This window comes from Methylovulum miyakonense HT12 (assembly GCF_000384075.1).
Classification (GTDB): Bacteria; Pseudomonadota; Gammaproteobacteria; order Methylococcales; family Methylomonadaceae; genus Methylovulum; species Methylovulum miyakonense.
The window spans coordinates 2,028,681-2,051,117 of the sequence record NZ_KB913025.1; the positions used below are offsets into that span (position 1 = coordinate 2,028,681).

The window sequence follows — 22,437 nt, forward strand, 5'->3', positions numbered from 1 at the left end:
TAGATGGGCCCGCCACCTGGGAGTGTTCGCCAAGCGTCCAGATTGCGGGGCAGGCTTATAAAAATTTACCGGGTTTTAGTGGCTGGCGGAGAGGCACGCGTCCCCATTTTCGAAACGGCGGAATTCAATTACAATCCTTGCTTTTCCAATTGGATTTTGGTGCCGCCATGATGAAACCCATTCCCACCGGGCCTTGCAGTAGGTTCCCTTTCGAAAATGAATTGTCCTGGAGCAAAAATGCAAGGGAATTCCTGTTGCGGACGGCGCAGAAATACGGTGACATTTGCAAATTCCGTTTGCGGGGCATTGACCTTTATTTCGTCAGTGACCCGGAATTGGTGCGCGAGGTGTTGGTGACGCAGGACAAGTTATTTGTCAAAGGGCTGGGCTTCGAAAGGATCCGCCCTTGGTTGGGTAATGGCTTGGTGACCAGCGAAGGGGAGGTGCATAAGCGCCAACGCCGGCTGCTGCAATCGGCGTTCCACCGCCAGCGTATCGAAGCCTACGCACAAACCATGCAGGAAGAGGCGGAAAAAGCCTGCGCCAGCCTTCAAGACGGGCAAGCCATCGACTTGCTGCCTTTCATTGAGGATGTCGCCTTTAGGATTGCCACGGCCTGTATGTTCGACGAAAACTTGGATGCCGAAAGGCCGGCGGTTATTCAGGCGATGCGGCTGTCCTCACGTTATATGGACGCCGTAAAATCCTACTCGGTTGCGGCCTTGTGGCGACGTTGGACCGGGCAGGCCGAGAAGGAAAAATGGGAGGCTATCCGTTTGTTGCACACGATGGTCGATGGCATCATCGCCTCCAGGCGGCAAGATACCGAAGACCGGGGTGACTTGCTGTCCATGTTGGTGTTGGCGCTGGATGAGGAAGGCGATGGCAAAGGCTTGTCCGACCAAGAAGTCCGCGACCAAGTGATCACACTGTTGGTGGCGGGGTTCGACACGATAGCGTCCTCACTGACGACCTGCATTTACCTGCTCGCACGCCATCCTGACGCGGAACAGTGTGTGGTGGATGAAATGGCGGGCCTGTTAGGCGGACGGCCTGCGGGTTTTGCCGAGTCACTCGCCCTGGGGCGGGCAACAGCGGCCTTTAGCGAGGCGATACGCCTGTATCCGGCAGGCTGGTTATTACCGCGCCGCGCCACGGCGGACGTCCAAATCGGCGATTATTTGATCCCTGAAAACGCCACCGTTGTGGTTTCGCCGTATGTCAACCATCATGACCCGCGCTATTTCCCTGATCCCGAGCAATTTAAGCTGGAGCGTTGGCCCGAACAGCGCGGTGGCCTGCCTAAAATGGCCTATTACCCTTTCGGTGCCGGCTCGCGGGTCTGCATTGGCCAACAGTTCGCTTGGATGGAAGCCAATATTGTCTTGGCTTCGTTCCTGCAACGCTGGCGGTTTGAACCCGCTTTTGACGGGCCTTTGCCGTATAAATCGACCATGAGTTTGCGTCCGGCCAATAGTTGCCCAGGTTTTATCAGGAAACGCACATGATGCAAACACTCGCAGCTTGGTATGGGGCGTGGTTGTGGCGTAATTTCGAACGGGCGTCCCGTAACCCCGAAGCCGTGCAGCGGCGGTTGCTGGCTAACATCCTCCATGCCAATGCCGATACGGCGTTTGGCCGCAGCCACGGCTTTTCCTCAATAAAATCCTTGGCCGAGTATCAGCAATCCGTCCCTATCCGTACGTTTAAAGGCTTATCGGCTTGGGTGGATCGGATTGAAGCCGGGGAGCCAGCCGTCTTGACGCGTGACCCGGTGGTTTTTTTCAACCAAAGCAGCGGCACCTCCGGCAAGCAGAAACTGATTCCGGTCACCCGCCAATGGCTACAAGACACCGGACGCTTGCGGATGACCTGGGGGGCTTTAGCCACCCGGGCCCATCCGGGGCTGATGTCGGGCAAGACCGTTTCGGTGGTGTATGCGGCTTCCGGCGGCAACACGTCCGGCGGGATAGAATACGGCTCATTATCGGGGCGGGTGTTCCTGCAAAGCCCCAAACCCTTGCGCCAACGCTACGCCCTGCCTTATGCCATCGCCCGCATCGCCGACCCTGAGTCCAAACAATACGCCGCCATGCGCATGGCGGTTTCCCAAGATGTGAGCTTCCTGTTTTCCACCAACCCGGCGACCGTCCTCGCCATGCTGGAAACGGCGGAACGCAGGCAAGACGAGCTGTTGCGCGACATCCATGAGGGGACGTTAAGCGAAGCTTTGCTATTGCCGCCCGGAGTGCGTGAAGATTTGCTCGGCCTCTGTCGGCCTGACGCGCAAGCCGCCCGCCGTTTGGCGGCTTTGGCGGCACAAAATTCAGGACGTTTGCGCCCGATGGATTACTGGCCTAATTGCGCGGTGTTCGGGTGCTGGTTGGGCTCCACGGTAGGCGTGGCGGCACGGCGGATCCCTGATTGGTTCAGCCCGTCACTGGCTTTGCGGGACGTCGGCCTGGCGGCGAGCGAGGGCGTGTTCACCCTGCCTATCCAAGATAACGTGCCTTACGGGCCGCTGACCGTGGCCAGCAATGTCTATGAGTTCATCCCGGTGGCGGATGCCGACCAGGACGACCCTCCCGTGTTGGCGGCGTGGGAATTGGAAGTCGGGGCGGAATATGTGCTGGTCATCACCACGCTGGCGGGTCTGTACCGTTACAACATCAATGACGTGGTTAGGGTCACCGGAAAATTCAACGCCACGCCCATGCTGGAGTTTGTCCGTAAGGGCAGCGACAACGCCAACCTCGCCGGGGAAAAAATGGACGTGGCGCATCTGCTGGAAGCGGTGGACAAGGCGCAAAAAGCGACAGGGCTGCACATTGCCCATTTCCGTGTCCAAGCCGACCCGCAACAGATGCGTTACCGTTTTTATCTGGAGCTGTCAGGGGGCGTTCCGGTGGATTCCTTGGACAAATTAGCGGACGAACTGGAACAGTCATTACAAGCCGCCAACGCCTACTACGCCAAATGGATAAACGAAAAACAACTGTTGCCATCGACAGTGTGCCTGATGCAAGCGGGTTGGTTTGGCCGGTATGTCAACGACGCGATAACCCAAGGGGCACGGCATGGCCAGTTCAAACCCGCCTTGCTGACTTTGCAGCCCGAACCCGCGCATGAAATTGTCGCCAGGACAGCAGAATGAAAATCGCCCGCAACAAATGGCTAGTGCTGGCGGTGGTGGAGCTAGGTGTCTTGCTGTGTTCCATCGACGCGACCATTGTGGTCCTGGCCTTGCCGACCATGGCCGCGGATTTGGGCAAAAGCATCGCCGACATCCAGTGGGTGAGCGTCGCTTACGGCATCACTTGCGCGTCCACCTTGGCATTGGCCGGAAAATGCGCGGATTCGATAGGCCGTAAAAACGCCTACCTGATCGGTTTCGCCATTTTTACCGCGGCTTCCTTGGCGAGCGGCCTGGTCACCAATTTTCCGCTGCTGGTCACTTTGCGTGTGTTCACGGCGGTGGGGACGGCGTTCCTGCTGTCCAGCGGCAACGCCATCATCACCTCGGTGTTCCCAAAAGAGCAGCACGGGCTGGCCTTGGGTTTGGGCGCGACGGTTTTTTCTTTAGGCGTCGCCGCAGGCCTGTCCTTAGGCGCACTGATCCTGCATATCGCAACATGGCAATGGATTTTTCTGATTAACTTCCCGGTCGGTTTGGTTGCCCTGGCGGCTGGGGCCGTGGTTTTCGACCCGGCCGCGTTGGGCCGGCCGCAACAACGGCGACGGCAAGCGGTGGATTGGCAAGGCGCCATTTTCTTGTTGGGCGGGCTGACCAGCCTGTTACTGGGGGTCGAATCCCTAGTGGCCGTTGAATGGGGCTTGTCCTTGAAATTGGCGGCCTTGTCGGTGTTGTTGTTTGCCCTCTTTGTCCGTGCCGAACGCCAGGCGGCTGACCCGATCTTGCCGCTTTGGCTGTTCAAAGTCCCGGAGATTTTCCGTGGCTCGGTCATGCGCATCATCATGCGGATGGCAGGGGCGGGCGTGGCTTTTACTTTGCCGTTTTATTTGCAACGCAATTTAGGCTTGTCGCCAGCGGCGGCGGGCATGTTGCTGCTGGCGAATGTCACCGTGTTCGCCATCGCCGGGCCTTTGTCGGGGCATTGGGCCGACCGTTGGCAAGCACGTAAGCTCATTTCCATAGGCTTGGCCTGCCTGTGTTTGGGCGTGTCGCTACACCTGCTGTTGCCGGACGGCGTGGCGAAACCTGATGCCCGTGTCTTGGGTTATGTCGTGCTGGCCCAGGCGGTGATGGGCCTGGGTGCCGCCATGTTCGGTTCACCCAACGCCAAGGCCACCATGCACTCGGTGGCACGCGAACATCACGCGGTGGTGTCCGGGCTGTTGTGGACGACCACTTTCATTGGCCAATCATTGGGGACTGCGGCGGCGGCTGTGGTGTTGGGGGTTGCTGGCAGCGACGGCAACGCCCCCTTGCAAAATGCATGGCTGGTGTTTGTCCTGATGGCGGCGGCGGTCGCGGTGGCTTTGGGCATGTCCTTACGCCGTAGCCGTGCGCAAAAATCCTACCGCATTAGCCTAGGGCAAACCGGGGGCGGGGGGGGCGCCATATTATCGCCCGAGGAAATCGCCGGGCTTTGCCGGAACGCGCAAAGCCTGTCCGCTTCAGGCAAAACCCGGCCAACCCGTTTCCGGAAGGCCGCATTACGGGATTTGTTGCGCATCATCGAGGAAAATGAAGGCCTGATGTTCGACGCTTTGCGCCAGGACTTGGGCAAGCCTGCCATGGAAGCTTACATGTCGGAAATTTTTTGCGTCAAGGAGGAGCTGCGCCTGTCCCTGAAAAAACTGGACGCTTGGGCACGCGATGAAGCGGTGGCTACGCCTTGGTGGTTATGGCCCGCGCGTTCCTGGATCAGGAAAGTGCCTTTTGGCACGGTGCTGGTTTTAGTGCCATGGAATTACCCTTTGCAATTGGCATTGATGCCCTTGGTGGCGGCGTTGGCGGCGGGCAACACCGTGGTCATCAAACCTTCCGAACTGGCCCCCGCATCCGCCGTGCTGTTACAGGCGATCGCCCGGCTGTTTGAGCCCGGACTGGTGTCTGTGGTGAACGGTGGCGCCGACACCGCCCGTAGCTTGCTGGAACAGCCGTTTGATTTCTTTTTCTTCACGGGCGGCGCGGAGATTGGCAGGCAAGTCGCGCTGAAGGCGGCGGCGAAAGGCATCCCTTGTGTGCTTGAGTTAGGCGGCAAAAACCCGTGTATCGTCGATGAGAGCGCACCCTTGGCCTTGGCGGCGCGGCGCATCGTCTGGGGCAAATTTTTCAATGCCGGGCAGACTTGCCTGGCTCCCGACCATGTGTATGTGCACCGCGATGTCTATGAGGCGCTGTTGCTGGAGATGGCGAAAGTGGTTGGCGATTTTTACGGTGGACAGCCCTGGTTGAGCCCGGATTTGGCGCAGATAGTCAACGTCCGGCATTTTGCGCGCCTGTTGGGCTATTTAGAAGAAGGGCGCGTGGCGCACGGCGGCCGTTATGACACCGATGCGCGCCGTATCGGGCCGACCTTGTTGGTGGATATTGTCCCTAATGCGGCGGTGATGCGGGAAGAGATTTTTGGCCCCATCCTGCCGGTGTTGCCTTATGATGACCTGTCCGTGCTGTTGGACACCTTGCAATCGCAGCCCGTGCCCTTGGCGATGTATTTGCATACCCGGCGGCGGGATACCGAGGCCCTCGTGTTGCAAAGGACGCGTTCAGGCAGTGTTTGTGTCAACGACCACCTGATGCAAGCCGGTGTGCCGGCGTTGCCGTTCGGTGGCATGGCGCACAGCGGGATCGGGCGTTACCATGGCCGCCATGGCTTTGACACTTTCACCCATGCCCGCGCCGTGCTACGCCAGTCGACGCGCTGGGACAACCACTTGCGCTACCCACCAGGAGACGCCAAATTAGTTTGGCTTAGGAGATTGCTCGGATGACAACTTTCCAACAACCCGCCACCGAGCTTAGCGAAGCCGTGCGCCTGCAACGTTTCCGGCGGATGGGTGACCCGCTCGCAGACGCCGCCGTGGCCGACTTGGCGCATCTGCCTAAAAGCGGTATTGAACGTTTGTTGCACCAAATCCTGGAAGAAGGCATAGACGCTGTGCCCGATGCGCCAGAAAGCTGGAAAGCCTTGTTCCGGCAGGCAGACCATGTGCCTTATTGGGTCAACTGGAAAGTCATGAACCAGGCATCGCAGGTGTTTTTGAAAGCGGGGGTCTTAGGCGTTTTTTCGCTGTGTTGTTATGCGACGCCGTTGTTTTATTCCTTGTCGCTAGGCAACAAGCCCTTGGCCTCTTCGGGCGAACTGAAAGGGCGCGCCCCCAGGCGGGGCCGGGAAACCGCCCGCTTTGTCATTGAAACCTGCCTACCCAACAATCTCCAACGCGGCGCCGATGGCTTTAAGGTGACGATGCGGGTGCGCCTGATGCACGCGCATGTCCGCGCGGGGCTGCTGCGTTCAGGGCATTGGGATGCGGAACAGCTGGGGTTGCCCATCAGCCAAGTTTACATGGCGGCAATGAACGCCTTGCTGTCGATGAAGTGGATTGAAGGGCTGCGGAAGCTGGGTTTCCATATGGATCGTGAAGAAGAGGAGGGCATCATCCAATTATGGCGTTACTCGGCTTATCTGATAGGCGTGGATTCTGAATTGCAATTCGCCACTTATGCGGAAGCGGCGCATTTTCTGGAATTGGTTTTGGCGCAGGAACCGGAACCGGATGAGGATTCGCGGCAATTGGTCTCCGCCTTATTGGCGGCAGTGCCGGATGTTTTGGGGTTGGAAGGCCGGGCGGGCGGTTTGATGCATTCGCTTTGCAGGGGGCTGTCCTATGCCATGATGGGGGAGGTATTGGGCAAGCAGCTGGACCTTCCGAAAACAAAGTGGCGTTATTTAGGCCATCTTGCCCGTGCGTTTATCCCCATCTGGCGCTTGCTGGACCGTATTTTCCCTAGCGTCCACCGTACATCCCAATATTATGGCACACGTTTTTGGCTCAATCTGGCGGAGTTCCCCCCACAAGGCGGCCTGGAGATGTTCACCAGCCGCCATGGCCGTGATGGGGCATAAACTTTCTTCGGCTTGCCAAGTTAATGGCTACGCCCACACCAACCTACAGAAAACTTAAACATGGACATTTCCCTAGACACCTCAGGCAACGGCGTAGTGGTTTCGCTGGTTGGACGGCTGGATTCGATTACCTCGCCCGCCGCCCAAAGCGAATTGGAAACGCTGCTGGAAAACCATAAAGGCCCGGTGACACTTGACTGCGCCGGCCTTGAATACCTTAGCAGCGCGGGCCTTAGGGTGTTGCTGTTGCTGGCTAAAAACAAGCGCAATGTGCTGACAGTAGCGGGCCTGCGTGACAACGTGCGTGACGTGATCAATATCGCGGGCTTTTCCTTAATTTTCAAGGTCAAGTAAATCAGCGTAAAAACTTCAATAACGCCACGCCGGGCGGCTGGCTGTAGGTTAATGCCTTATTCAGTTTAATGCCACTATGATGCCCTAAACTTTTTTATCTTTAGGGGTGTGTCATGGTGGCATTAATCAGAATCACTATAATCGCTGCGTTGTTAGGCATGTTAAGTGCCTGCGCCGTATATCCCAACCCGTACGGCGCTTATCCCGGCTCTGCGCCGACGTATCGCCGGGTTGTGGTGGGCAATGGCTATTACCGTGCACCATCCCCGGTGATCATTGAGCGGAAGGTTTACGGCTACCCGCGTTATTATCAACGCCCTTATGGTGGTGGTTATGGCTATGGCCATCACCATGACGATGATGACTAAGGGGTGCCGCCAATTTGCGCAATAGAAATCTCGGCAAAGCTAGCCACTTGCCGATGTTCCGCTTGGGCGTCAAGCCCGCCTTCGCGGACTAGCCAAACCGTTGCCAGCCCCGCCGCTTTGGCGGCATCCAGCTCTTCTTTAATATCCGATAGAAACAGCACTTGCCTAGGCAAAAAAGGGATGCGGGCGATGATGTTTTGGTAGGATTCCGTCTCGCGTTTGCCGCCGATCAGGGTATCAAAATAGCCGGAAAATAACGGGGTCAAATCGCCATAATCCGTGTGCGCGAACAGCAGTTTTTGCGCCTGGACCGAGCCGGACGAATACACGTATAAATCAATGCCCTGCTGCTTCCAGTTTTGTAATTGCCCGGCGGCATCGGCGTAGATATGCCCCTGGAAATCGCCTTGCCGGTAACCGGCTTCCCAAACCAAGCCTTGTAAGGCTTTCAGGGGCGTGATTTTTTTATCTTCATCCAGCCATTGCAGCAACTGGGCAATCGCCGTTTCCACGCCAAACGCCACGTCCGCCGCCGCGCAAGTGTCCGCCAGCAAGGCCTTGACGGTGGCCTCTTCGGCATGTTGGCGGACAAATCCTGCCAAATGCGCCCGCGCATAAGGGAACAGCACATCTTTGACGAAGGCCAATGATGAGGTTGTGCCTTCAATATCGGTGATGATGGCTTTAATCATGATAATCCGGCGAGGGTTTGGGCTAGGGTAGGGAAAGATGCGCCGATGCCGCTGCCCGTGAAATTAGCGACCCAGCCGTCGGGCGTGGTGAACAGGCGGATGGCTTTTAAACAAGGGTTTTCGCCCAGGTCAAACCAGTGCTTGGTGTGGGCAGGGACGCTGATCAGATCGCCCCGTTCACACAACACCACATAGACCTTGTCCCCGACATGCAGATAAAACAGACCGCAGCCTTCGACAAAAAAGCGCACTTCAAAATCATCGTGCGTGTGTTCCGCCAGGAATTTTTGCCGTAAGGCGGCTTTGTCGGGATGGTCGGCGTTAAGGCTGATGACATCGACCGATTGGAAACCATATTGCTGTTGCAAGCGGGCGATAGGTTCGGCATAAGCCGCTAAAATCGTGGCCTGGTCGGCATCGGCGGCGAAAGTGCAGTTTGCCGTCCAGCGTTCAAGCACGACATTGATGGCTTTAAGTTGGTTTTCTATGGCGGCAAAATCGCTGTAACGCTCGCCTTGTTGGGCTTGGTTGTCGTCATAAACAGTCAATAAACTCATTTTTGGGCTCCGTGTAAGTGCAGTTCACAAGCAAATAAAAAATCCAGGGCTTCCAAGTAGCGTAGCGTTTCTTCAACCGATGTCCCCCAGGTGTACAGCCCATGCCCGGCGATGATGTAAGCATGACAATCGGGATGGGTGTCCAAATAGGCATCGGCCTGCGTGGCCAAGCGCGGAATATCCTGGTCATTGGCGAAAATCGGCACGACGATGCGGCTTTCGTGGGTGTTGATGCCGCGGAATGCCTTCAGCAATTCGTAGTTCTCCAGCACGATTTCCGTGCCAAACAGTTTGGAAACCAGCACGGTATTTAAAGGATGCGGGTGCAGGACGGCGTTGATGTCCGGGAAACGCCGGTAAATGCCCGTGTGCAAGCCCGTTTCCGCCGAAGGCTTTTTGCCGTCCAATGAATTGGCGTCGGCGTCAATCAGCATAATGTCATCGGGGTGCAAATGGCCTTTATGTTTGCCGGACACGGTGATGGCTATCGTGCCATCCGGCAAGCGCACCGAAAAATTGCCACTGGTGGCGGGGACCCAGCCTTTGCTGTCGATAAAACGTCCGGCGGCAATCAGTTGTTGTGCGGCGGTGTGGAAAGGTGTCTGCTCAGTCATTCCTATATCTATTTTTTTAAGAAACAATTAGTCTGGCCCGTTCGGTCACTTTTTCAATGATCTCTTGGGGCGCTTTTTCAATCAGGCGTAGGTTGCGTGCCTGAAAATCGAGGGATTTTAACTGATGTACCAGCACCGAACCTCTAATTGATAGCGATTCTGGCAACACCACTTCCAACTGGATGCCACGGATAGTGCTGGTAATGGGGGCGACAACCGCTAAGTGCGTATGTCCATTGAACAGCTGTTGGGAAATGACAAAAGCGGGTCGCCGTTTAATAATTTCAATGCCGCTGCTGGGATTAAAATCCAGCCAAACGATGTCGCCTCGCTCTGGAATATACCCGCTCAACCGCGGTTCTCCCTGCCGACCGCCGACGCTGATAGCCAATCTGTATCTTCCTCTAATAAACCGAGCTTTTCCGTTGGGCTACCCGCAAGCAAGGTTTTCAAGGTCAATCCGGTTTGTTTGGGTGCCAACACAATATGGCCGTTTTCAATCGACATATCAATTAACGCCCCTTTTTGCCAACCGACTTGTGCCATGATGGTTTCGGGTAGGCTGATGATATGGGCATCAGCCGATGTTTTTACGGTCAAAACAGTCATCTTGCGCCTCATTGAGCCGGTAACGAAAGAAATATTGTAGAGCATCTGCCACTATTTTGCTTGATGGTATGCCGCCAATTTTCACGAAAAGCACGAAAAACAAAAGGGGCATGCAATGCTGCAAATACAAGCCGGACGAAGAATTATGCACAATAAAACCTTTCGGGCTTTTCCTGGATGTTCCATCATCTAAATTTGTTGTCATTTACCCAGCGGCTATTGATTAAAATATAAATGCACTTATAGTTGCGGGTTAAATCATTACGTTAAGGATCATTTTATGCAACATTTTCGACTTTCTATTATTGTCACCGCCGTTAGCTTGGCGATTGCCTTTTATTGGGGAAGCCTGGCTGGCGGTATGGCGGGTGGCTTGACTGGCGCGGCCATCGCCATGATCTTGGGTGTGCTGGAAGTCAGTTTGTCATTTGATAACGCGGTGGTCAATGCGTCCATCCTTAAGCGCATGGACGAACGCTGGCAGCAATACTTCCTGACTTGGGGTATCCTGATCGCCGTGTTCGGGATGCGCCTGTTGTTCCCTATCACCATCGTGGCAATGGCGACAGGCATAGATTTTATCGGGGTCACGCAAATGGCCTTGCATGACCCTGTAACCTACGCCCAACATTTGACCGAATCGCATGTGCAAATAGCGGCGTTCGGCGGCATGTTCCTGCTGATGGTATTTTTCTCCTTTATTTTTGATGAAGGCAAGGAGCTGCATTGGCTGGGTTATATCGAGCAAAAAATGGCTGGCTTTGGCAAACTGGAGTCGATTGAAATTATTCTGGCCTTGGGTTTATTGTTGGGGAGCCAATACTGGTTACCTGAAGCTATCCGCCATGAAGCCTTGGTTGCCGGCATTTACGGTGTCATCCTGTTTGTTATCGTCGATAGCTTGTCGGCCTTGTTCGAAGACGAGGAAGAAGGCGAGGAATTGGCGGACGTGCTGAAAAAAGGCAGCGTCATGAGCTTTTTATATCTGGAAGTGTTGGATGCGTCATTCTCCTTTGACGGCGTGATCGGCGCGTTTGCGATTACCCAAGATGTCGTTATCATCATGTTGGGCTTGGCGATAGGCGCGATGTTTGTGCGGAGCCTGACCGTATTTCTAGTGCGCCAAGGCACTTTGGATGAATATGTGTTTTTGGAACACGGCGCCCACTATGCCATCGGCAGCTTGGCGGCGATCATGTTGGTCAGCATGACACATGAAATTCCTGAGGTTGTCACGGGCCTGATCGGCGCGGTGTTGATTGGCTTGTCGGTGTATTCCTCGATACGTTATAAAAATGAGCTGGCCGAATAATGCGCTTATCTGCCAGCCATTTCAGGTTCCAAATACTTTAGGGCGGGATGCGGTTGCCGCCCCGCCCTTACTTCCGATATGCTGATAGCTATTCGGGACGGGCAAAAAGCCGTTCCGGCAACCCAATCTGATGTTTCAATGTTGGCTGGCTACTAGGATGCCAATCCGGCCTTTGCTTCCTGGCTTAGGCGGTGCGGCAAATTATTTGCAGCCCTAACCCGCACAATTCCCTTTTTAAATGACCAGAGATTTTTATGAGCAATGTCTTTAGCTTTACCGGAACCGTAGGCCGTGATGCCGAGGTCAGATACACCCCCGCCGGCTTGGCGGTGTTGAACGTCAACGTCGCCAACAACATCGGCTTTGGCGACAAGCAACAAACCCTATGGATACGCGTCGCCCTGTTCGGCAAACGCGCCGAGGGCAGTTTGCAGAACTACCTTAAAAAAGGCCAGCAAGTGTTTGTGTCTGGGGAGCTTTCCATGAGCGAATACAAAGCCAATGATGGCACCATGCGCACGACACTGGAACTGAACGCCAATATTTTGGATTTGGTCGGCAAACGCAACGAAGGTGCTGCGCCCGCACAGGGCTACCCCAGTTCCACCACCTCGCAACGTTCAAACGCGCCGCAACCACAAGCGGCTAGCCATGATAATTTTGACGAGCCTTATGATGACGACATTCCGTTTTAAGCGGAATAGCTTATCGGAGTACAAACCTCCTACGCGATGAGGTTATCCGTTATCATAAAAATGGCTGGCCACTGGTTTTGGACTCCGATGTTTGCTTTTAATCTGTTTGGCTTAGGCGATGGGGAACCAGCAATTCTCATTATGACCTCAAGCTACCCTATTTCAGGCTTTGGGGGGCGGTCAGTTGGATTTTTCCGGGGATAGATCACCCTCCAGTTATCAAAACGCCCGTGTCGCAGGCCGGGATGAAGCGGTAGCGCAATCCCAGCACCACCAGCCACCCTGCTGGGGTTCCTTGCGTCACCCCTGCTGAGTGTCATAATGAGAATTGCTGATTGGGAACCGAATATCGGACCGTAATGATGGGCTTGTCGATGAATACCTTTGTTTTTAAATCCTTCGCTTTTGCTGTTCTGATATTGGGCGGTTGTGCACCGCAAACTTACCGCCCTGCAACCTTACCCCTGTACATGCAGGGGGCCGGTTTGCCCGCCATCCATCCGGTAGTGGCAGAAGCCAATCCCGCGCCAACACCGCCTGTCAAAACGCCAAGCCAAACCCAGGAGTTCACCTTAAACCAAGCGGTGCAGACGGTATTGCAAGCTGACCCACGCATCAGTGCCGCGTTTGAAAACATCAACCAAGCGCAAGCGGATTTGCTGACGGCTGGCTTGCTGCCTAACCCGCAAGTCAACACGGATATCCAGCTATTGCCGTTGACGCAGACGTTTACCGTGACCCGGCAAGGTGGCCCGCCGCAATTTGATTTTAACGTCGCCATGCCCATCGACTGGTTTTTGTTTGGCAAGCGGGCGGCGGCGATGGTGTCGGGCGAACAGGGCGTGGATGTCGCCGAAGCCGACTTCGCCAATACCGTTAGGCTTAGGATCGCCGCGGCCATTTCAGCTTTTTATGATGTGCTGGAAATGCAGGCCATGCTGGAATTGGCGCATGAAAACCAAGACAACCTCGCCAGGATGGAAAATATCATCCGCAACCGCGTGGCGTTTGGCGGGGTCGGCACGATTGAAACCGACCGCATCCGTTTGTCCATTTTTAGCGGCCGCCGTGATGTCCATGCGCGTGAGCTGGAATTGGCGGCGGCCTTGAACCGTTTCCGGGCCTTGTTGGGTATTGCCGATGCTGTGCCGGTTAACGTCAAAGGTAGTTTGGAAGTCAAATCCTTGGTCAAACCGATCAATACAGAAACGGCGTTTAAATGGGCGGAAGCAAACCGCCCTGATTTGGCTTCCTTGCGCAAGCAATTGGATAAGGCCAATGCCGACATCAAACTGGCGGAAAGCCAAGCGTATCCAAACGTCACGCCGATGGTCGGCTATACCCGGCAATTCCAAGAGCAGGCCATTGGTTTCCCCGATGCCAACTCATGGATGGCGGGGATGAATGTCAGTGTGCCTATTTTTGACCGCAACCAAGGCAATATCGGCAAGGCAAAATCGGTTTACAGCCAAACCCAGCTAAACCTACAAGCCCAGTTGGTTGATTTGCGCGCAGAAATAGACCAGGCCGTGCAAACCTTCACGTCCGCTTACCAATTTTTAAGCAATGATGACCCCGGGCAATTGGATGCGGCCAAAAACGTCCGTGACAAAATCACCCAAGCGTATGAGCTTGGCGGCAAGACCTTGATTGAAGTCTTGGATGCGCAGCGCACGTATTTGGAGACTTACCGTGTCCATATCAGCGGACGTTCCAGTTATTGGCACTCCCTATATCAACTCAATGCCGCGATGGGCAAACAAATATTACAATGATGACGCCACCTTCTTTTCGCCGCCATTGCACAGGGTTAAGCTTTTTTTTCCTGCTGTTTAGCCTTGCCTCATGGGCAGAAACCAAAACCGAGAATGTCGCTTCCGCCCCTGTGGTCGAATTGGCGGGTACGCGCCTGATCCGCGTCAAGTCCGGCAGTTTGCTGGAGCAAAAATTCAACATCACCACGGTCAAAAAAGAACGCATCAACACGCCGCTGCTGGTGGTCACGGGGGCGGTGGTTGCGCGTCTGCCCATTGGTTCAGCCCCCAAGGAAGACCGTTGGCAGTTCAACAGCATTGAATTGTCGGGCGTTTATGCCGACTGGCAGCGGGCGCAGGTGGAAAAGGACTTTAATGCCAAGCGTTTGGAAAAAATCCGCGAACTGACTTCGGCACAATACCACTCGCAAAAATTGGCGGTGGATAGGCTCAGGAAATTGGTCGCCACGGGGACTGAGGCGATACGGGATTTGACCGCCGCCGAAGCCACACTGATGGAAGTGCAATTAGGCGGGCAAAAAGACGTGTATGAAGCGGAAACCGCATTGACGGTCGCCAGCCGTAGCCGCGCCGCCTTGGAACGCAAATTGTTGCAGGAAGGTGTCGATCCCTTGCTGTTGGAAAGCTCCGCTCCAGGTGTGTCTTTGGTCATGGCGGATGTGCCGGAGCTGCGCATCAGTTTGGTGTCGGTCGGGCAAGCGTGTGCCGCGCGTTTTTACGGCCTGCCCGACCAGGTGTTTGCCGGTAAAGTGCGTAGTCTGGCACCGACCCTGTCTGCGGAACGCCACACCTTGCGGGTGTTTTTTGAACTGAATGACAAGGCGGATCAATTCAAGCCCGGGATGTATGCGGAAATTGGCTTGGGCACCGACCCGCGTGATGCGGTGATGATCCCCACCGACGGCGTGTTGCACAGCGGCAATGCCGATTATGTCTTGATCGGTGCGCAGGATGGCTTATGGCGTATCACCCAAGTGGATGTGGGTGAAAGCATTGATGACCGTATTGAAATCCTCAAAGGCTTGCGTGAAGGCGAACGCATCATTGGCAATGGCGCCATTTTGTTAAAACCGATGTTGGTGCAAGCCTTGCAAAATGAAGAAGTTGGCGGCCAACGTCCGCATTTTGGAACCAAACCATGATCCCGCAGTTACTTGGTCAGGCCATGCACCACCGTCTAATGGTGTTGGGCGGTACGGTCGCGGTGATCCTACTGGGTTTGTGGTCGTTCCTGAACATGCAGATTGATGCTTATCCCGATATTTCTTCGCAGATGGTGCAGATCATCACCGTCTATCCGGGCCGCGCACCGGAGGAAGTGGAACGGCAAGTGACCGTGCCGATGGAAATTGAAATGCGCAATGTCCCCAAAGTGCAGACCATCCGTTCACGGACGATTTTCGGCTTGTCGGTGGTGCAGTTGACTTTTGAGGAAGGTTCGGAAAGCTACTGGGCCAGGCAGCGTGTCCAAGAAAAATTGGCGAACGTCGATTTGCCCGCTGGCGCGTCCGCCGAACTGGGGCCTTTGGCAACGGCTTATGGGGAAATTTTGCGTTATGAATTGGTGTCCGATGGCCGCTATGACCTGACTGAGCTGCGTTCGATCAACGACTGGATTGTCATCCCGCATTTGTTGCGTGCCGCCGGGGTTGCCGATGTCTCCAACTTTGGCGGTTATGAAAAGCAATATGCCGTGCTGATGAACCCCTCGCAATTGCAGCGTTTTGGCTTGTCGCTGAATGATGTGGTCGACGCCATCCAAACCAACAACGAAAGTGCGGGCGGCAGTGTTTTGTCACGCGGCAGCATGTCGTTTGTGATCCGAGGCAAAGGCTCCTTGCAAAGCGTTTCTGAAATCGGCGATATTTTCATCAAATCCTTCGGTGGCACACCGGTTTACGTCCATGATGTCGCCGATGTCGAAGTGGATGCCAAAATTCCGGCGGGGATTTTAAGCAAAGACCAAACCGACGAAACCATTGAAGGCATCGTCCTGATGCGCCGTGGCGAAAACACTTCGGACACCTTGAAAAACGTCAAAACCGTGCTGGACGGGCTCAATGATGTCGATTTGCCCGAAGGTGTCAGTGTCGCGCCGTTTTATGACCGCGAGCAATTGGTGGACAACACCTTGCACACGGTAGGCCATAGTGTGTTGCTGGGCGTGTCGTTGGTCACGCTAGTATTGCTGGTTTTTCTGGGACGGCCTTCCTTGGCGATGTTGGTGGCTTTGACCATCCCGTTTTCGCTGTTGTTCGCATTGGTGATGATGAAAGCCTTCGGTATCCCGATTGGCTTGTTGTCGATTGGTGCGATAGATTTTGGCATCATCGTCGATGGCTCGGTCATTATGGCGGAGAACATCGCCCATAAACTGCATGATGCCAAGCTCAAACAGGAAAAGACAGGTGTCACCAAAACCGTATTGCAAGCGTCATTGCAAGTCGAACGTCCGGTGTTTTTTTCCATCCTGATGATTGTCGGGGCGTTTTTGCCTTTACTGACCTTGACGCATATCGAAGGCCTGTTATTCCGCCCGATGGCCTTGACCATTTTGTTCGCTTTGGTCGGCGCGATGATTTACGCCTTGTTCATCGTCCCCACCTTTGCCAGTTTTGTGTTCAGAAAAGGCTACACCGATTGGGAAAACCCGTTGCTGACCTGGCTGTATCCGCGTTATTCGGCTTTGCTCAAACGCCTGTTGCATTGGCGCTGGCAAGCGGTGGGGGCGGCGGTGGCGGTATTGGTCGGCGTGTTGGTGTTGATCTTGCCGAAACTGGGCAGCGAATTTTTGCCGTACATGGACGAAGGCGTGGTTTGGGTACGCGCCAACTTCCCCGAAGGCACCTCTTTGCAACAGAGTTCAAAATTCGGGCAACGCTTGCGCGAAATCGCACTGAAGTTTCCTGACGTGGCTTTCATAGTGGTGCAGGCAGGGCGCAGTGACAGCGGCACCGACCCATTTCCGCCCAGCCGTTTGGAAATGTTGGTCAGCCCCAAACCGCGTGACGAGTGGGTGCAATTCCAGCGTAAGCAGGAATTGGTGGCGGCCTTGGGTAATAGTTTCCGCTCCGAATTTCCGACCACCCGCTTCAACTTTACCCAACCGATCATTGATAGCGTCACCGAAGACGCCAACGGCACTTCCGCCAATCTCGCGGTCGAATTTTCCGGTGCGGATTCCAATGTGTTGCTGGGCTTGGCAAGGAAGACTAAAGAGCTGCTCAGCAAAGTGCCAGGGGCGACCGATGTCAGCATCGAGCAAGAAGGCCCGCAGCCGCAGTTGGTCATCAGCCCCGAACGTTCCTTGTGCGCCCGTTACAATGTCAGCGTCGAGGACGTGACGCGGCTAATTGATGTCGCCATCGGCGGCTCACCGATAGGCAACCTGTTTGAAGGCGAGCGGCGCATTGATATTGTCGCCCGTTTTGCCAAAGAACATCTGCGCTCGCCCGCCGCCATCGGACGCTTGCCCGTATACAACGCCGAAGGCATCCCGATTCCCTTGGCGCAAGTCGCCCATATCGACATCATTGACGGGCAAACCCTGATTGCCAGGGACGACGGCCGCCGCCGCTTGACCGTGAGGACTGACATCGTCGGGCGTGACCAAGGCAGTTTCGTCGCCGATGCCCAGCGCATGTTCGCCCAAGAAATCACCGTGCCGGACGGCTATCGTGTCGCTTGGTTGGGCATGTTTGAAAATCTGGCACGGGCGGCGGAGCATTTCAAAATCCTCGTCCCCGCCAGCATCGGGGTGATTTTTATCTTGTTGTTAGTCACCTTCGGTTCCATCAGGGCATCGCTAGTCTTGTTGCTGGCGATACCCTTCGCCTTTGTCGGCGGCATCACCGCCTTGTATTTGCGCGACATGAATTTGAACGTTTCTTCCGGTGTCGGTTTTGCCGCCGTGTTCGGCGTGTCGATTATGAACGGCGTGTTGATTGTGCGCACCATCACCGAACTGCGCCTTGCAGGTGTAGCCATGGAGCAAGCCATTGTCGAAGGGGCTGTCCGCTGCGTCCGGCCTATTTTGGTCGCTTCTTTGGTGGCGATACTTGGCTTGGTTCCTGCCTCATTGGCAACAGGCTTGGGTTCGGACGTGCAAAGGCCATTGGCGACCGTGATAGTCTGGGGCTTGTTCAGCGCGACGGTGATGACGGTGTTGCTGGTGCCCGTTTTGTATCGGCTGTTCTCGCCGCACATGGATTTACCAAGCACGGAAGATAAGGAATTGGACGAAGTGGATTTAAACGAAAGCCGATGACGCTAATCAAAAATCTGTCATTCTGACGATTAATGCACATCCGACAAACTAGCCAAAACGCTTTCACGCGGCAACTTGGCCTTTTGGTGTGGTTCATTTTGTTATTTGGAAATGTGATAGCCTAAAAATCAGATTCCCCGATTGCTTGATAAAATACGTCATATTCACTACTCAAAATCTACAATCCCTAACCATGTCCGAAAATCCCCCGTCAAACCGCACCAAAGTCACCGTCCAAGAAGCCCGTTTATTGGTGTCACCCGCGCAAAGCAGCAAGCTGGCGGCCTTGCGTGATCGGGCTAGGGGCGTGGAAGTTGCGCCTGTCGTTATTCCCGCCAATCCTATCAACACGGCATTAAGCGACGATGTCGCGGCGGAATTGCGTAAAGCCCGAAGGTTGATAGACGGGCGTTGTGCGGTGATTATGGGCAATTATCCTAAAGCCAAACAAAACAAGTTGTTCAGCTTACGCTTTGGCCCAATCGAAGAGTTAAAGAAATTACCCGTCAGCGTGATTTTTAAGCGATTGGATTTGGATAGCCAATTGCTGGACCAACGTTTGCTAGGCAAGCTGGATTATCATGGGCATACGCCAGAATAGGAAAAAGCCGTCGCGGCGATCCGCCCCGGCCTGTTTGCCAAGAAATAATGTTACAATACCGCCACATTCAAGTCCGTTCCCGAATTAATCTTGCCATAGCCTAACGCCTTACCCATCTCCGCAAGCTTAGTCCGTCCCTCCCATTACACGTCTTTTTAATGCCGGTACCTCATCCAACTACTTACCTATTGCCGTATTTTGCGGACAGTGCCGCGCTGTTTTCAGCGTGGGCAGACCAGCCTTGGGCGGTGTTTCTCGATAGCGGGCATCCGTCTAGCCAACAAGGCCGCTATGATATTATCGCCGCCGAACCTTTGTGTACCTTGGTCACGCATGGCGGGACCACTACCATTACCTCGGCTAGCGAAGTCATTCAAAGCCAAGCTGACCCATTTTTGTTGGTCAAACAAAAGCTACAGGATTTTGCGGGACGTGCCGTCAATATCAGCGGCTTGCCGTTTAATGGCGGGGCGATTGGGTATTTTTCTTATGATCTGGCGCGTCGTTTGGAACAACTGCCTGTCATTGCCGAAGATGCCGAGCAGATTGCCGAAATGGCGGTGGGGATTTACCACTGGGCGGTGATTGTTGACCATCAGCAGCGACAAAGCACGCTGGTCACGCAAGGCCTGGATGCGCAAGCTTGCCAACGGTTAATCGCCCGTTTTAGCAGGTTGCCGGAAACGCAGCCCCATCGCCCTTTTGCGGTGCTGGGCGAAATCCAACCGAATATGGACAGGGCTTATTATGCCCAGGCCTTCCAGCGCATCAAACAATATTTGTTGGAAGGCGATTGCTATCAAGTCAACCTCACCCAGCGTTTTTCGGCCGCTTGCGTGGGCGATCCGTGGACGGCTTACCAGCTATTGCGGCAAGTCAATGCCGCCCCGTTCAGCGCCTATTTAAACTTCCCCGAAGTGCGGATTTTAAGCAGTTCGCCGGAGCGTTTTTTAAAATTGCAAAACGGTAAAGTGGAAACGAAGCCGATTAAAGGCACGCGGCCGCGCAAAGCGGACGCCGCCGAGGATGCGGGGCAAATCACTTTATTGGAAAACAGCCAGAAAGACCGCGCCGAAAACCTGATGATTGTCGATTTGCTGCGCAATGACATCGGTAAGACCTGTAAAAAAGGCTCCGTGAAAGTGCCGAAATTGTTTGCGGTGGAAAGCTACGCGACCGTGCATCATTTGGTCAGCACCGTGACGGGCGAACTCGCCGAAGGCCAACACGCGCTGGATTTGTTAAGGAGCTGTTTCCCTGGCGGTTCCATCACGGGCGCACCGAAAATCCGCAGCATGGAAGTGATAGAAGAACTGGAGCCCAACCGCCGTGGTGTTTATTGTGGATCCATCGCCTATATCGGCTTTGACGGCAATATGGACAGCAATATCGCCATTAGGACGCTGGTACAATCCGGCGAGACTATACGCTTTTGGGCGGGTGGCGGCATCGTCAATGATTCGGTGTTGGCCGAGGAATATCAGGAATGTTTCGACAAGGCGGCTGCCTTGTTGAGAGTCTTACAACAGTTAAGGAAGCCCGATGATAGTGATTAAGATCGGCGGCAGTTTGGCGCAGTCACGGCAATTGCTGGCTTGCCTGGACACCATCGGGAAAAATTATCAGGGCAGGGCGGTGGTGATTGTGCCGGGTGGCGGTGGCTTTGCCGACCAAGTACGCCTAAGCCAACAAGTCTGGCAATTTGATGACAAAACGGCCCACGCGATGGCGATTATGGCGATGCGGCAAATGGCTTTGATGTTCCATGGCCTTAAGCATGAGTTTGTCCTGGCGCATTCCGTTGACGCGATTTTGAAATTGCCCGCTTCGCCAAATGTAGCCATTTGGTCACCTGATGTGGACGAACTTGACCAAGCTGGCGTCGCCGCCAGTTGGGATATTACCTCGGACAGCCTTGCCGCTTGGTTGGCCACAAGGCTTTCCGCTGAAGCGTTGGTGCTGGTAAAATCCGCCGCCATCGGCACGCGCATGGATTGGCAGGATTTAGCCAAGCAAGGGATTGTTGATAAGGCATTTAAAGGCTTTGCCGACCAGGCAAATTTTCCCATAACAATCATTAACGCCCAGCAGTTCAATGGCCGAATATAAAAATGCCTCAAATGATTTGCTCACCCTGTCGATACGGGTGGTCAAAAAGTTTTTTACCAAACGCTTACAGACGGTTTTCTATCATGCCCGTGAATCCATTGGTGAACACAAGCGGACGATTGTGGTTGCCCAGGTTGAGCAGGCCTGTGGCAGTTTGCAGGATACCCGCGATGCGTTTGCGGATGCGTTGGAGCGTTTCAATAGCCTGGTGGCTGTCCAGGACACGGCGTTGGAGCATAAATACCATTTGCTGAACCGGCAATACCAGTTTTGCCGTGCCAAATCGGAGGCGGTGAGCCAGCGTATCCGAGGGATAGAGGAAGTGAGCGAAGCTTTGTTTAAGGAATGGGAAAAGGAACTTAACGAATACAGCAGCCGGACATTGCGCAACAGCAGCAAACAGCAGTTAAAACTAGCCAGGCAGCATTATGCCCGGCTGATTAAAGGGATGCACAAGGCTGAAAGCAGAATCCAGCCTGTGTTGGCGGCGTTTAAAGATCAAGTGTTGTACCTTAAGCATAATCTCAATGCCCGGGCGATTGCCGCACTGCAAAATGAGTTTATTGGCATAAGTTTGGACATTTCGCAGTTGCTTCAGGCCATGGAGCAGGTTATTGCCGAGGCCAACCAGTTCGTCGGTATTCTGGCCCGGCAAAAATCGCTTGACCAAAAAGTGTTGCCCGGCCGATGAGGCTTAGAGCTTATAAAGGATGTCGTTCGCTTTGTCCCTGACCACTTCTTTTTTGTTGCCTTTTCGGTTGTCCTGGTCAATCCTTTCACGGCCAAATTTGGTGATCATTTCGCCCCAGCTGGAATACTGTTCATAACCTTTATAACCCGCATTTTTGCGTTGCTCATAGACTTCTTTGCCCAGTTCTATGATTTCTTGGGGTTTTTTGCCATCAACAATATCAAGGAATTTGCTGTCGTCCCTGTTGGCATCGCGGATAGTCCAAAAAGACACTTCAAATTCGATGCGGCTTTCCGCAGGCAGGCGTTCTTTTAATACTTTGACTGAACGGTAAGCGGTTTTAATGTTTTGTGCGTTGATTTCCTGGCCTTTACTACAGGCAAGCAAAGCGGTGCAACTTAATGCGATGAGCAGAAGCGGAAGTTTTTTCATAAAGATGTCCTCAATGTTTATGACGGCTTTTTTGTTATTGTAGGGATGTTGTTATATTTTAGCGGATGATATTTTATATACGGAGTCGTTGTTATAAACGCCAGATTACAGAAAGCAATGCCGACGGGAAGATTTAGCTTACCGGTTTTATTGTATTGGATACTTAAGATGGGGCGCTTAGGTTGCAAGTGCAAGCCTGAAAAACCCCCAAGGCATTCAAGTATATTGATTTTTTGGCATCGCTTAAACAAAGTAAGATGGTCAGTT

The 22,437-nt window shown here is 54.2% G+C and carries 22 protein-coding genes; 15 read left to right on the forward strand and 7 right to left on the reverse strand.

Annotation, left to right across the window (positions count from 1 at the left end; genetic code table 11):
* The first annotated feature begins 167 nt into the window (after window positions 1-167).
* The 6 genes from METMI_RS23680 to METMI_RS0110455 all read left to right on the forward strand — a co-directional run bounded on the left by METMI_RS23680 (window position 168) and on the right by METMI_RS0110455 (window position 7,816).
* Window positions 168-1,508, forward strand: coding sequence for a cytochrome P450 (locus METMI_RS23680; RefSeq protein WP_198007909.1), 1,341 nt, complete (start codon window positions 168-170; stop codon window positions 1,506-1,508).
* Window positions 1,505-3,154 (forward strand): GH3 auxin-responsive promoter family protein, encoded by a 1,650-nt coding sequence (locus METMI_RS23685; RefSeq protein ID WP_019866235.1) that lies wholly within the window; start codon window positions 1,505-1,507, stop codon window positions 3,152-3,154. The genes METMI_RS23680 and METMI_RS23685 overlap by 4 nt, the downstream gene beginning before the upstream one ends.
* Window positions 3,151-5,958, forward strand: a complete 2,808-nt coding sequence (locus tag METMI_RS25445; RefSeq protein ID WP_019866236.1) for an aldehyde dehydrogenase family protein — start codon at window positions 3,151-3,153, stop codon at window positions 5,956-5,958. The genes METMI_RS23685 and METMI_RS25445 overlap by 4 nt, the downstream gene beginning before the upstream one ends.
* The gene (locus tag METMI_RS23690; protein WP_019866237.1) at window positions 5,955-7,094 is read left to right on the forward strand and encodes an oxygenase MpaB family protein; all 1,140 of its coding nucleotides are present in this window, start codon (window positions 5,955-5,957) and stop codon (window positions 7,092-7,094) included. Before METMI_RS25445 ends, METMI_RS23690 begins: the two co-directional genes overlap by 4 nt.
* A gap of 60 nt (window positions 7,095-7,154) precedes the next feature.
* Entirely contained in the window at window positions 7,155-7,448 is a 294-nt protein-coding gene (locus METMI_RS0110450) for an STAS domain-containing protein (protein ID WP_019866238.1), read from the forward strand.
* Between the two features lie 113 nt (window positions 7,449-7,561).
* Window positions 7,562-7,816: a hypothetical protein gene (locus METMI_RS0110455; RefSeq protein WP_019866239.1), complete on the forward strand. Its 255-nt coding sequence runs from the start codon at window positions 7,562-7,564 to the stop codon at window positions 7,814-7,816.
* Here the strand turns inward: METMI_RS0110455 and mtnC are convergent.
* From mtnC to METMI_RS27455, 6 genes are read right to left on the reverse strand one after another with little or no spacing between them, the layout of a single operon-like run.
* A complete protein-coding gene (mtnC, locus tag METMI_RS0110460) occupies window positions 7,813-8,508 on the reverse strand; it encodes an acireductone synthase (protein ID WP_019866240.1) in 696 nt (231 codons plus the stop codon). The two genes, METMI_RS0110455 and mtnC, sit on opposite strands and share 4 nt — an antisense overlap.
* Window positions 8,505-9,065: a 1,2-dihydroxy-3-keto-5-methylthiopentene dioxygenase gene (locus METMI_RS0110465; protein WP_019866241.1), complete on the reverse strand. Its 561-nt coding sequence runs from the start codon at window positions 9,063-9,065 to the stop codon at window positions 8,505-8,507. Before METMI_RS0110465 ends, mtnC begins: the two co-directional genes overlap by 4 nt.
* Complete coding sequence (locus METMI_RS0110470) at window positions 9,062-9,679, reverse strand: methylthioribulose 1-phosphate dehydratase (RefSeq protein WP_019866242.1); 618 nt, start codon at window positions 9,677-9,679, stop codon at window positions 9,062-9,064. The genes METMI_RS0110465 and METMI_RS0110470 overlap by 4 nt, the downstream gene beginning before the upstream one ends.
* Before the next feature lie 16 nt (window positions 9,680-9,695).
* The gene (locus tag METMI_RS0110475; protein ID WP_019866243.1) at window positions 9,696-10,031 is read right to left on the reverse strand and encodes a type II toxin-antitoxin system PemK/MazF family toxin; all 336 of its coding nucleotides are present in this window, start codon (window positions 10,029-10,031) and stop codon (window positions 9,696-9,698) included.
* Complete coding sequence (locus tag METMI_RS23695; RefSeq protein ID WP_019866244.1) at window positions 10,028-10,288, reverse strand: AbrB/MazE/SpoVT family DNA-binding domain-containing protein; 261 nt, start codon at window positions 10,286-10,288, stop codon at window positions 10,028-10,030. The genes METMI_RS0110475 and METMI_RS23695 overlap by 4 nt, the downstream gene beginning before the upstream one ends.
* A complete protein-coding gene (locus METMI_RS27455; protein ID WP_019866245.1) occupies window positions 10,257-10,493 on the reverse strand; it encodes a hypothetical protein in 237 nt (78 codons plus the stop codon). Before METMI_RS27455 ends, METMI_RS23695 begins: the two co-directional genes overlap by 32 nt.
* A 75-nt stretch (window positions 10,494-10,568) precedes the next feature.
* Here METMI_RS27455 and METMI_RS0110490 point away from each other — a divergent pair, with 75 nt between their 5' ends.
* The 9 genes from METMI_RS0110490 to METMI_RS0110530 all read left to right on the forward strand — a co-directional run bounded on the left by METMI_RS0110490 (window position 10,569) and on the right by METMI_RS0110530 (window position 21,738).
* Window positions 10,569-11,600, forward strand: coding sequence for a DUF475 domain-containing protein (locus METMI_RS0110490; RefSeq protein ID WP_019866246.1), 1,032 nt, complete (start codon window positions 10,569-10,571; stop codon window positions 11,598-11,600).
* 254 nt (window positions 11,601-11,854) lie between these two features.
* Window positions 11,855-12,295 carry a single-stranded DNA-binding protein gene (locus tag METMI_RS0110495; RefSeq protein ID WP_019866247.1) on the forward strand — a complete coding sequence of 147 codons (441 nt, stop codon included), beginning with the start codon at window positions 11,855-11,857 and terminating at the stop codon, window positions 12,293-12,295.
* 374 nt (window positions 12,296-12,669) lie between these two features.
* On the forward strand, window positions 12,670-14,070 hold the full coding sequence (locus tag METMI_RS0110500) for a TolC family protein (RefSeq protein ID WP_040573023.1): 1,401 nt from the start codon (window positions 12,670-12,672) through the stop codon (window positions 14,068-14,070).
* Window positions 14,067-15,212, forward strand: coding sequence for an efflux RND transporter periplasmic adaptor subunit (locus METMI_RS0110505; protein ID WP_019866249.1), 1,146 nt, complete (start codon window positions 14,067-14,069; stop codon window positions 15,210-15,212). Before METMI_RS0110500 ends, METMI_RS0110505 begins: the two co-directional genes overlap by 4 nt.
* Complete coding sequence (locus METMI_RS0110510; RefSeq protein ID WP_019866250.1) at window positions 15,209-18,337, forward strand: efflux RND transporter permease subunit; 3,129 nt, start codon at window positions 15,209-15,211, stop codon at window positions 18,335-18,337. Before METMI_RS0110505 ends, METMI_RS0110510 begins: the two co-directional genes overlap by 4 nt.
* 193 nt (window positions 18,338-18,530) lie before the next feature.
* On the forward strand, window positions 18,531-18,938 hold the full coding sequence (locus METMI_RS0110515; protein WP_019866251.1) for a hypothetical protein: 408 nt from the start codon (window positions 18,531-18,533) through the stop codon (window positions 18,936-18,938).
* A 158-nt stretch (window positions 18,939-19,096) separates the two neighbouring features.
* Window positions 19,097-20,494, forward strand: coding sequence for an aminodeoxychorismate synthase component I (pabB, locus tag METMI_RS0110520; RefSeq protein ID WP_029151613.1), 1,398 nt, complete (start codon window positions 19,097-19,099; stop codon window positions 20,492-20,494).
* On the forward strand, window positions 20,481-21,047 hold the full coding sequence (locus METMI_RS0110525) for an amino acid kinase family protein (RefSeq protein ID WP_019866253.1): 567 nt from the start codon (window positions 20,481-20,483) through the stop codon (window positions 21,045-21,047). Before pabB ends, METMI_RS0110525 begins: the two co-directional genes overlap by 14 nt.
* Complete coding sequence (locus METMI_RS0110530; RefSeq protein WP_019866254.1) at window positions 21,034-21,738, forward strand: DUF2959 domain-containing protein; 705 nt, start codon at window positions 21,034-21,036, stop codon at window positions 21,736-21,738. The genes METMI_RS0110525 and METMI_RS0110530 overlap by 14 nt, the downstream gene beginning before the upstream one ends.
* 3 nt (window positions 21,739-21,741) lie before the next feature.
* On the opposite strand, the gene METMI_RS0110535 is transcribed toward METMI_RS0110530, so the two are convergent.
* On the reverse strand, window positions 21,742-22,170 hold the full coding sequence (locus tag METMI_RS0110535; RefSeq protein ID WP_019866255.1) for a hypothetical protein: 429 nt from the start codon (window positions 22,168-22,170) through the stop codon (window positions 21,742-21,744).
* Between the last annotated feature and the right edge of the window lie 267 nt (window positions 22,171-22,437).

What these genes read in the sequence shown, in the direction of transcription:
- METMI_RS0110505 (WP_019866249.1), top strand. Translation starts at nt 14,067, where the DNA reads ATGATGACGCCACCTTCTTTTCGCCGCCATTGCACAGGGTTAAGCTTT.
- METMI_RS27455 (WP_019866245.1), bottom strand. Translation starts at nt 10,493, where the DNA reads ATGACAACAAATTTAGATGATGGAACATCCAGGAAAAGCCCGAAAGGT.
- METMI_RS0110465 (WP_019866241.1), bottom strand. Translation starts at nt 9,065, where the DNA reads ATGAGTTTATTGACTGTTTATGACGACAACCAAGCCCAACAAGGCGAG.
- METMI_RS23690 (WP_019866237.1), top strand. Translation starts at nt 5,955, where the DNA reads ATGACAACTTTCCAACAACCCGCCACCGAGCTTAGCGAAGCCGTGCGC.
- METMI_RS0110490 (WP_019866246.1), top strand. Translation starts at nt 10,569, where the DNA reads ATGCAACATTTTCGACTTTCTATTATTGTCACCGCCGTTAGCTTGGCG.
- METMI_RS0110500 (WP_040573023.1), top strand. Translation starts at nt 12,670, where the DNA reads ATGAATACCTTTGTTTTTAAATCCTTCGCTTTTGCTGTTCTGATATTG.
- METMI_RS25445 (WP_019866236.1), top strand. Translation starts at nt 3,151, where the DNA reads ATGAAAATCGCCCGCAACAAATGGCTAGTGCTGGCGGTGGTGGAGCTA.
- pabB (WP_029151613.1), top strand. Translation starts at nt 19,097, where the DNA reads ATGCCGGTACCTCATCCAACTACTTACCTATTGCCGTATTTTGCGGAC.
- METMI_RS0110515 (WP_019866251.1), top strand. Translation starts at nt 18,531, where the DNA reads ATGTCCGAAAATCCCCCGTCAAACCGCACCAAAGTCACCGTCCAAGAA.
- METMI_RS23695 (WP_019866244.1), bottom strand. Translation starts at nt 10,288, where the DNA reads ATGACTGTTTTGACCGTAAAAACATCGGCTGATGCCCATATCATCAGC.
- METMI_RS0110455 (WP_019866239.1), top strand. Translation starts at nt 7,562, where the DNA reads ATGGTGGCATTAATCAGAATCACTATAATCGCTGCGTTGTTAGGCATG.
- METMI_RS0110530 (WP_019866254.1), top strand. Translation starts at nt 21,034, where the DNA reads ATGGCCGAATATAAAAATGCCTCAAATGATTTGCTCACCCTGTCGATA.
- mtnC (WP_019866240.1), bottom strand. Translation starts at nt 8,508, where the DNA reads ATGATTAAAGCCATCATCACCGATATTGAAGGCACAACCTCATCATTG.
- METMI_RS23680 (WP_198007909.1), top strand. Translation starts at nt 168, where the DNA reads ATGATGAAACCCATTCCCACCGGGCCTTGCAGTAGGTTCCCTTTCGAA.
- METMI_RS0110495 (WP_019866247.1), top strand. Translation starts at nt 11,855, where the DNA reads ATGAGCAATGTCTTTAGCTTTACCGGAACCGTAGGCCGTGATGCCGAG.
- METMI_RS0110470 (WP_019866242.1), bottom strand. Translation starts at nt 9,679, where the DNA reads ATGACTGAGCAGACACCTTTCCACACCGCCGCACAACAACTGATTGCC.
- METMI_RS0110450 (WP_019866238.1), top strand. Translation starts at nt 7,155, where the DNA reads ATGGACATTTCCCTAGACACCTCAGGCAACGGCGTAGTGGTTTCGCTG.
- METMI_RS0110525 (WP_019866253.1), top strand. Translation starts at nt 20,481, where the DNA reads ATGATAGTGATTAAGATCGGCGGCAGTTTGGCGCAGTCACGGCAATTG.
- METMI_RS0110535 (WP_019866255.1), bottom strand. Translation starts at nt 22,170, where the DNA reads ATGAAAAAACTTCCGCTTCTGCTCATCGCATTAAGTTGCACCGCTTTG.
- METMI_RS0110510 (WP_019866250.1), top strand. Translation starts at nt 15,209, where the DNA reads ATGATCCCGCAGTTACTTGGTCAGGCCATGCACCACCGTCTAATGGTG.
- METMI_RS23685 (WP_019866235.1), top strand. Translation starts at nt 1,505, where the DNA reads ATGATGCAAACACTCGCAGCTTGGTATGGGGCGTGGTTGTGGCGTAAT.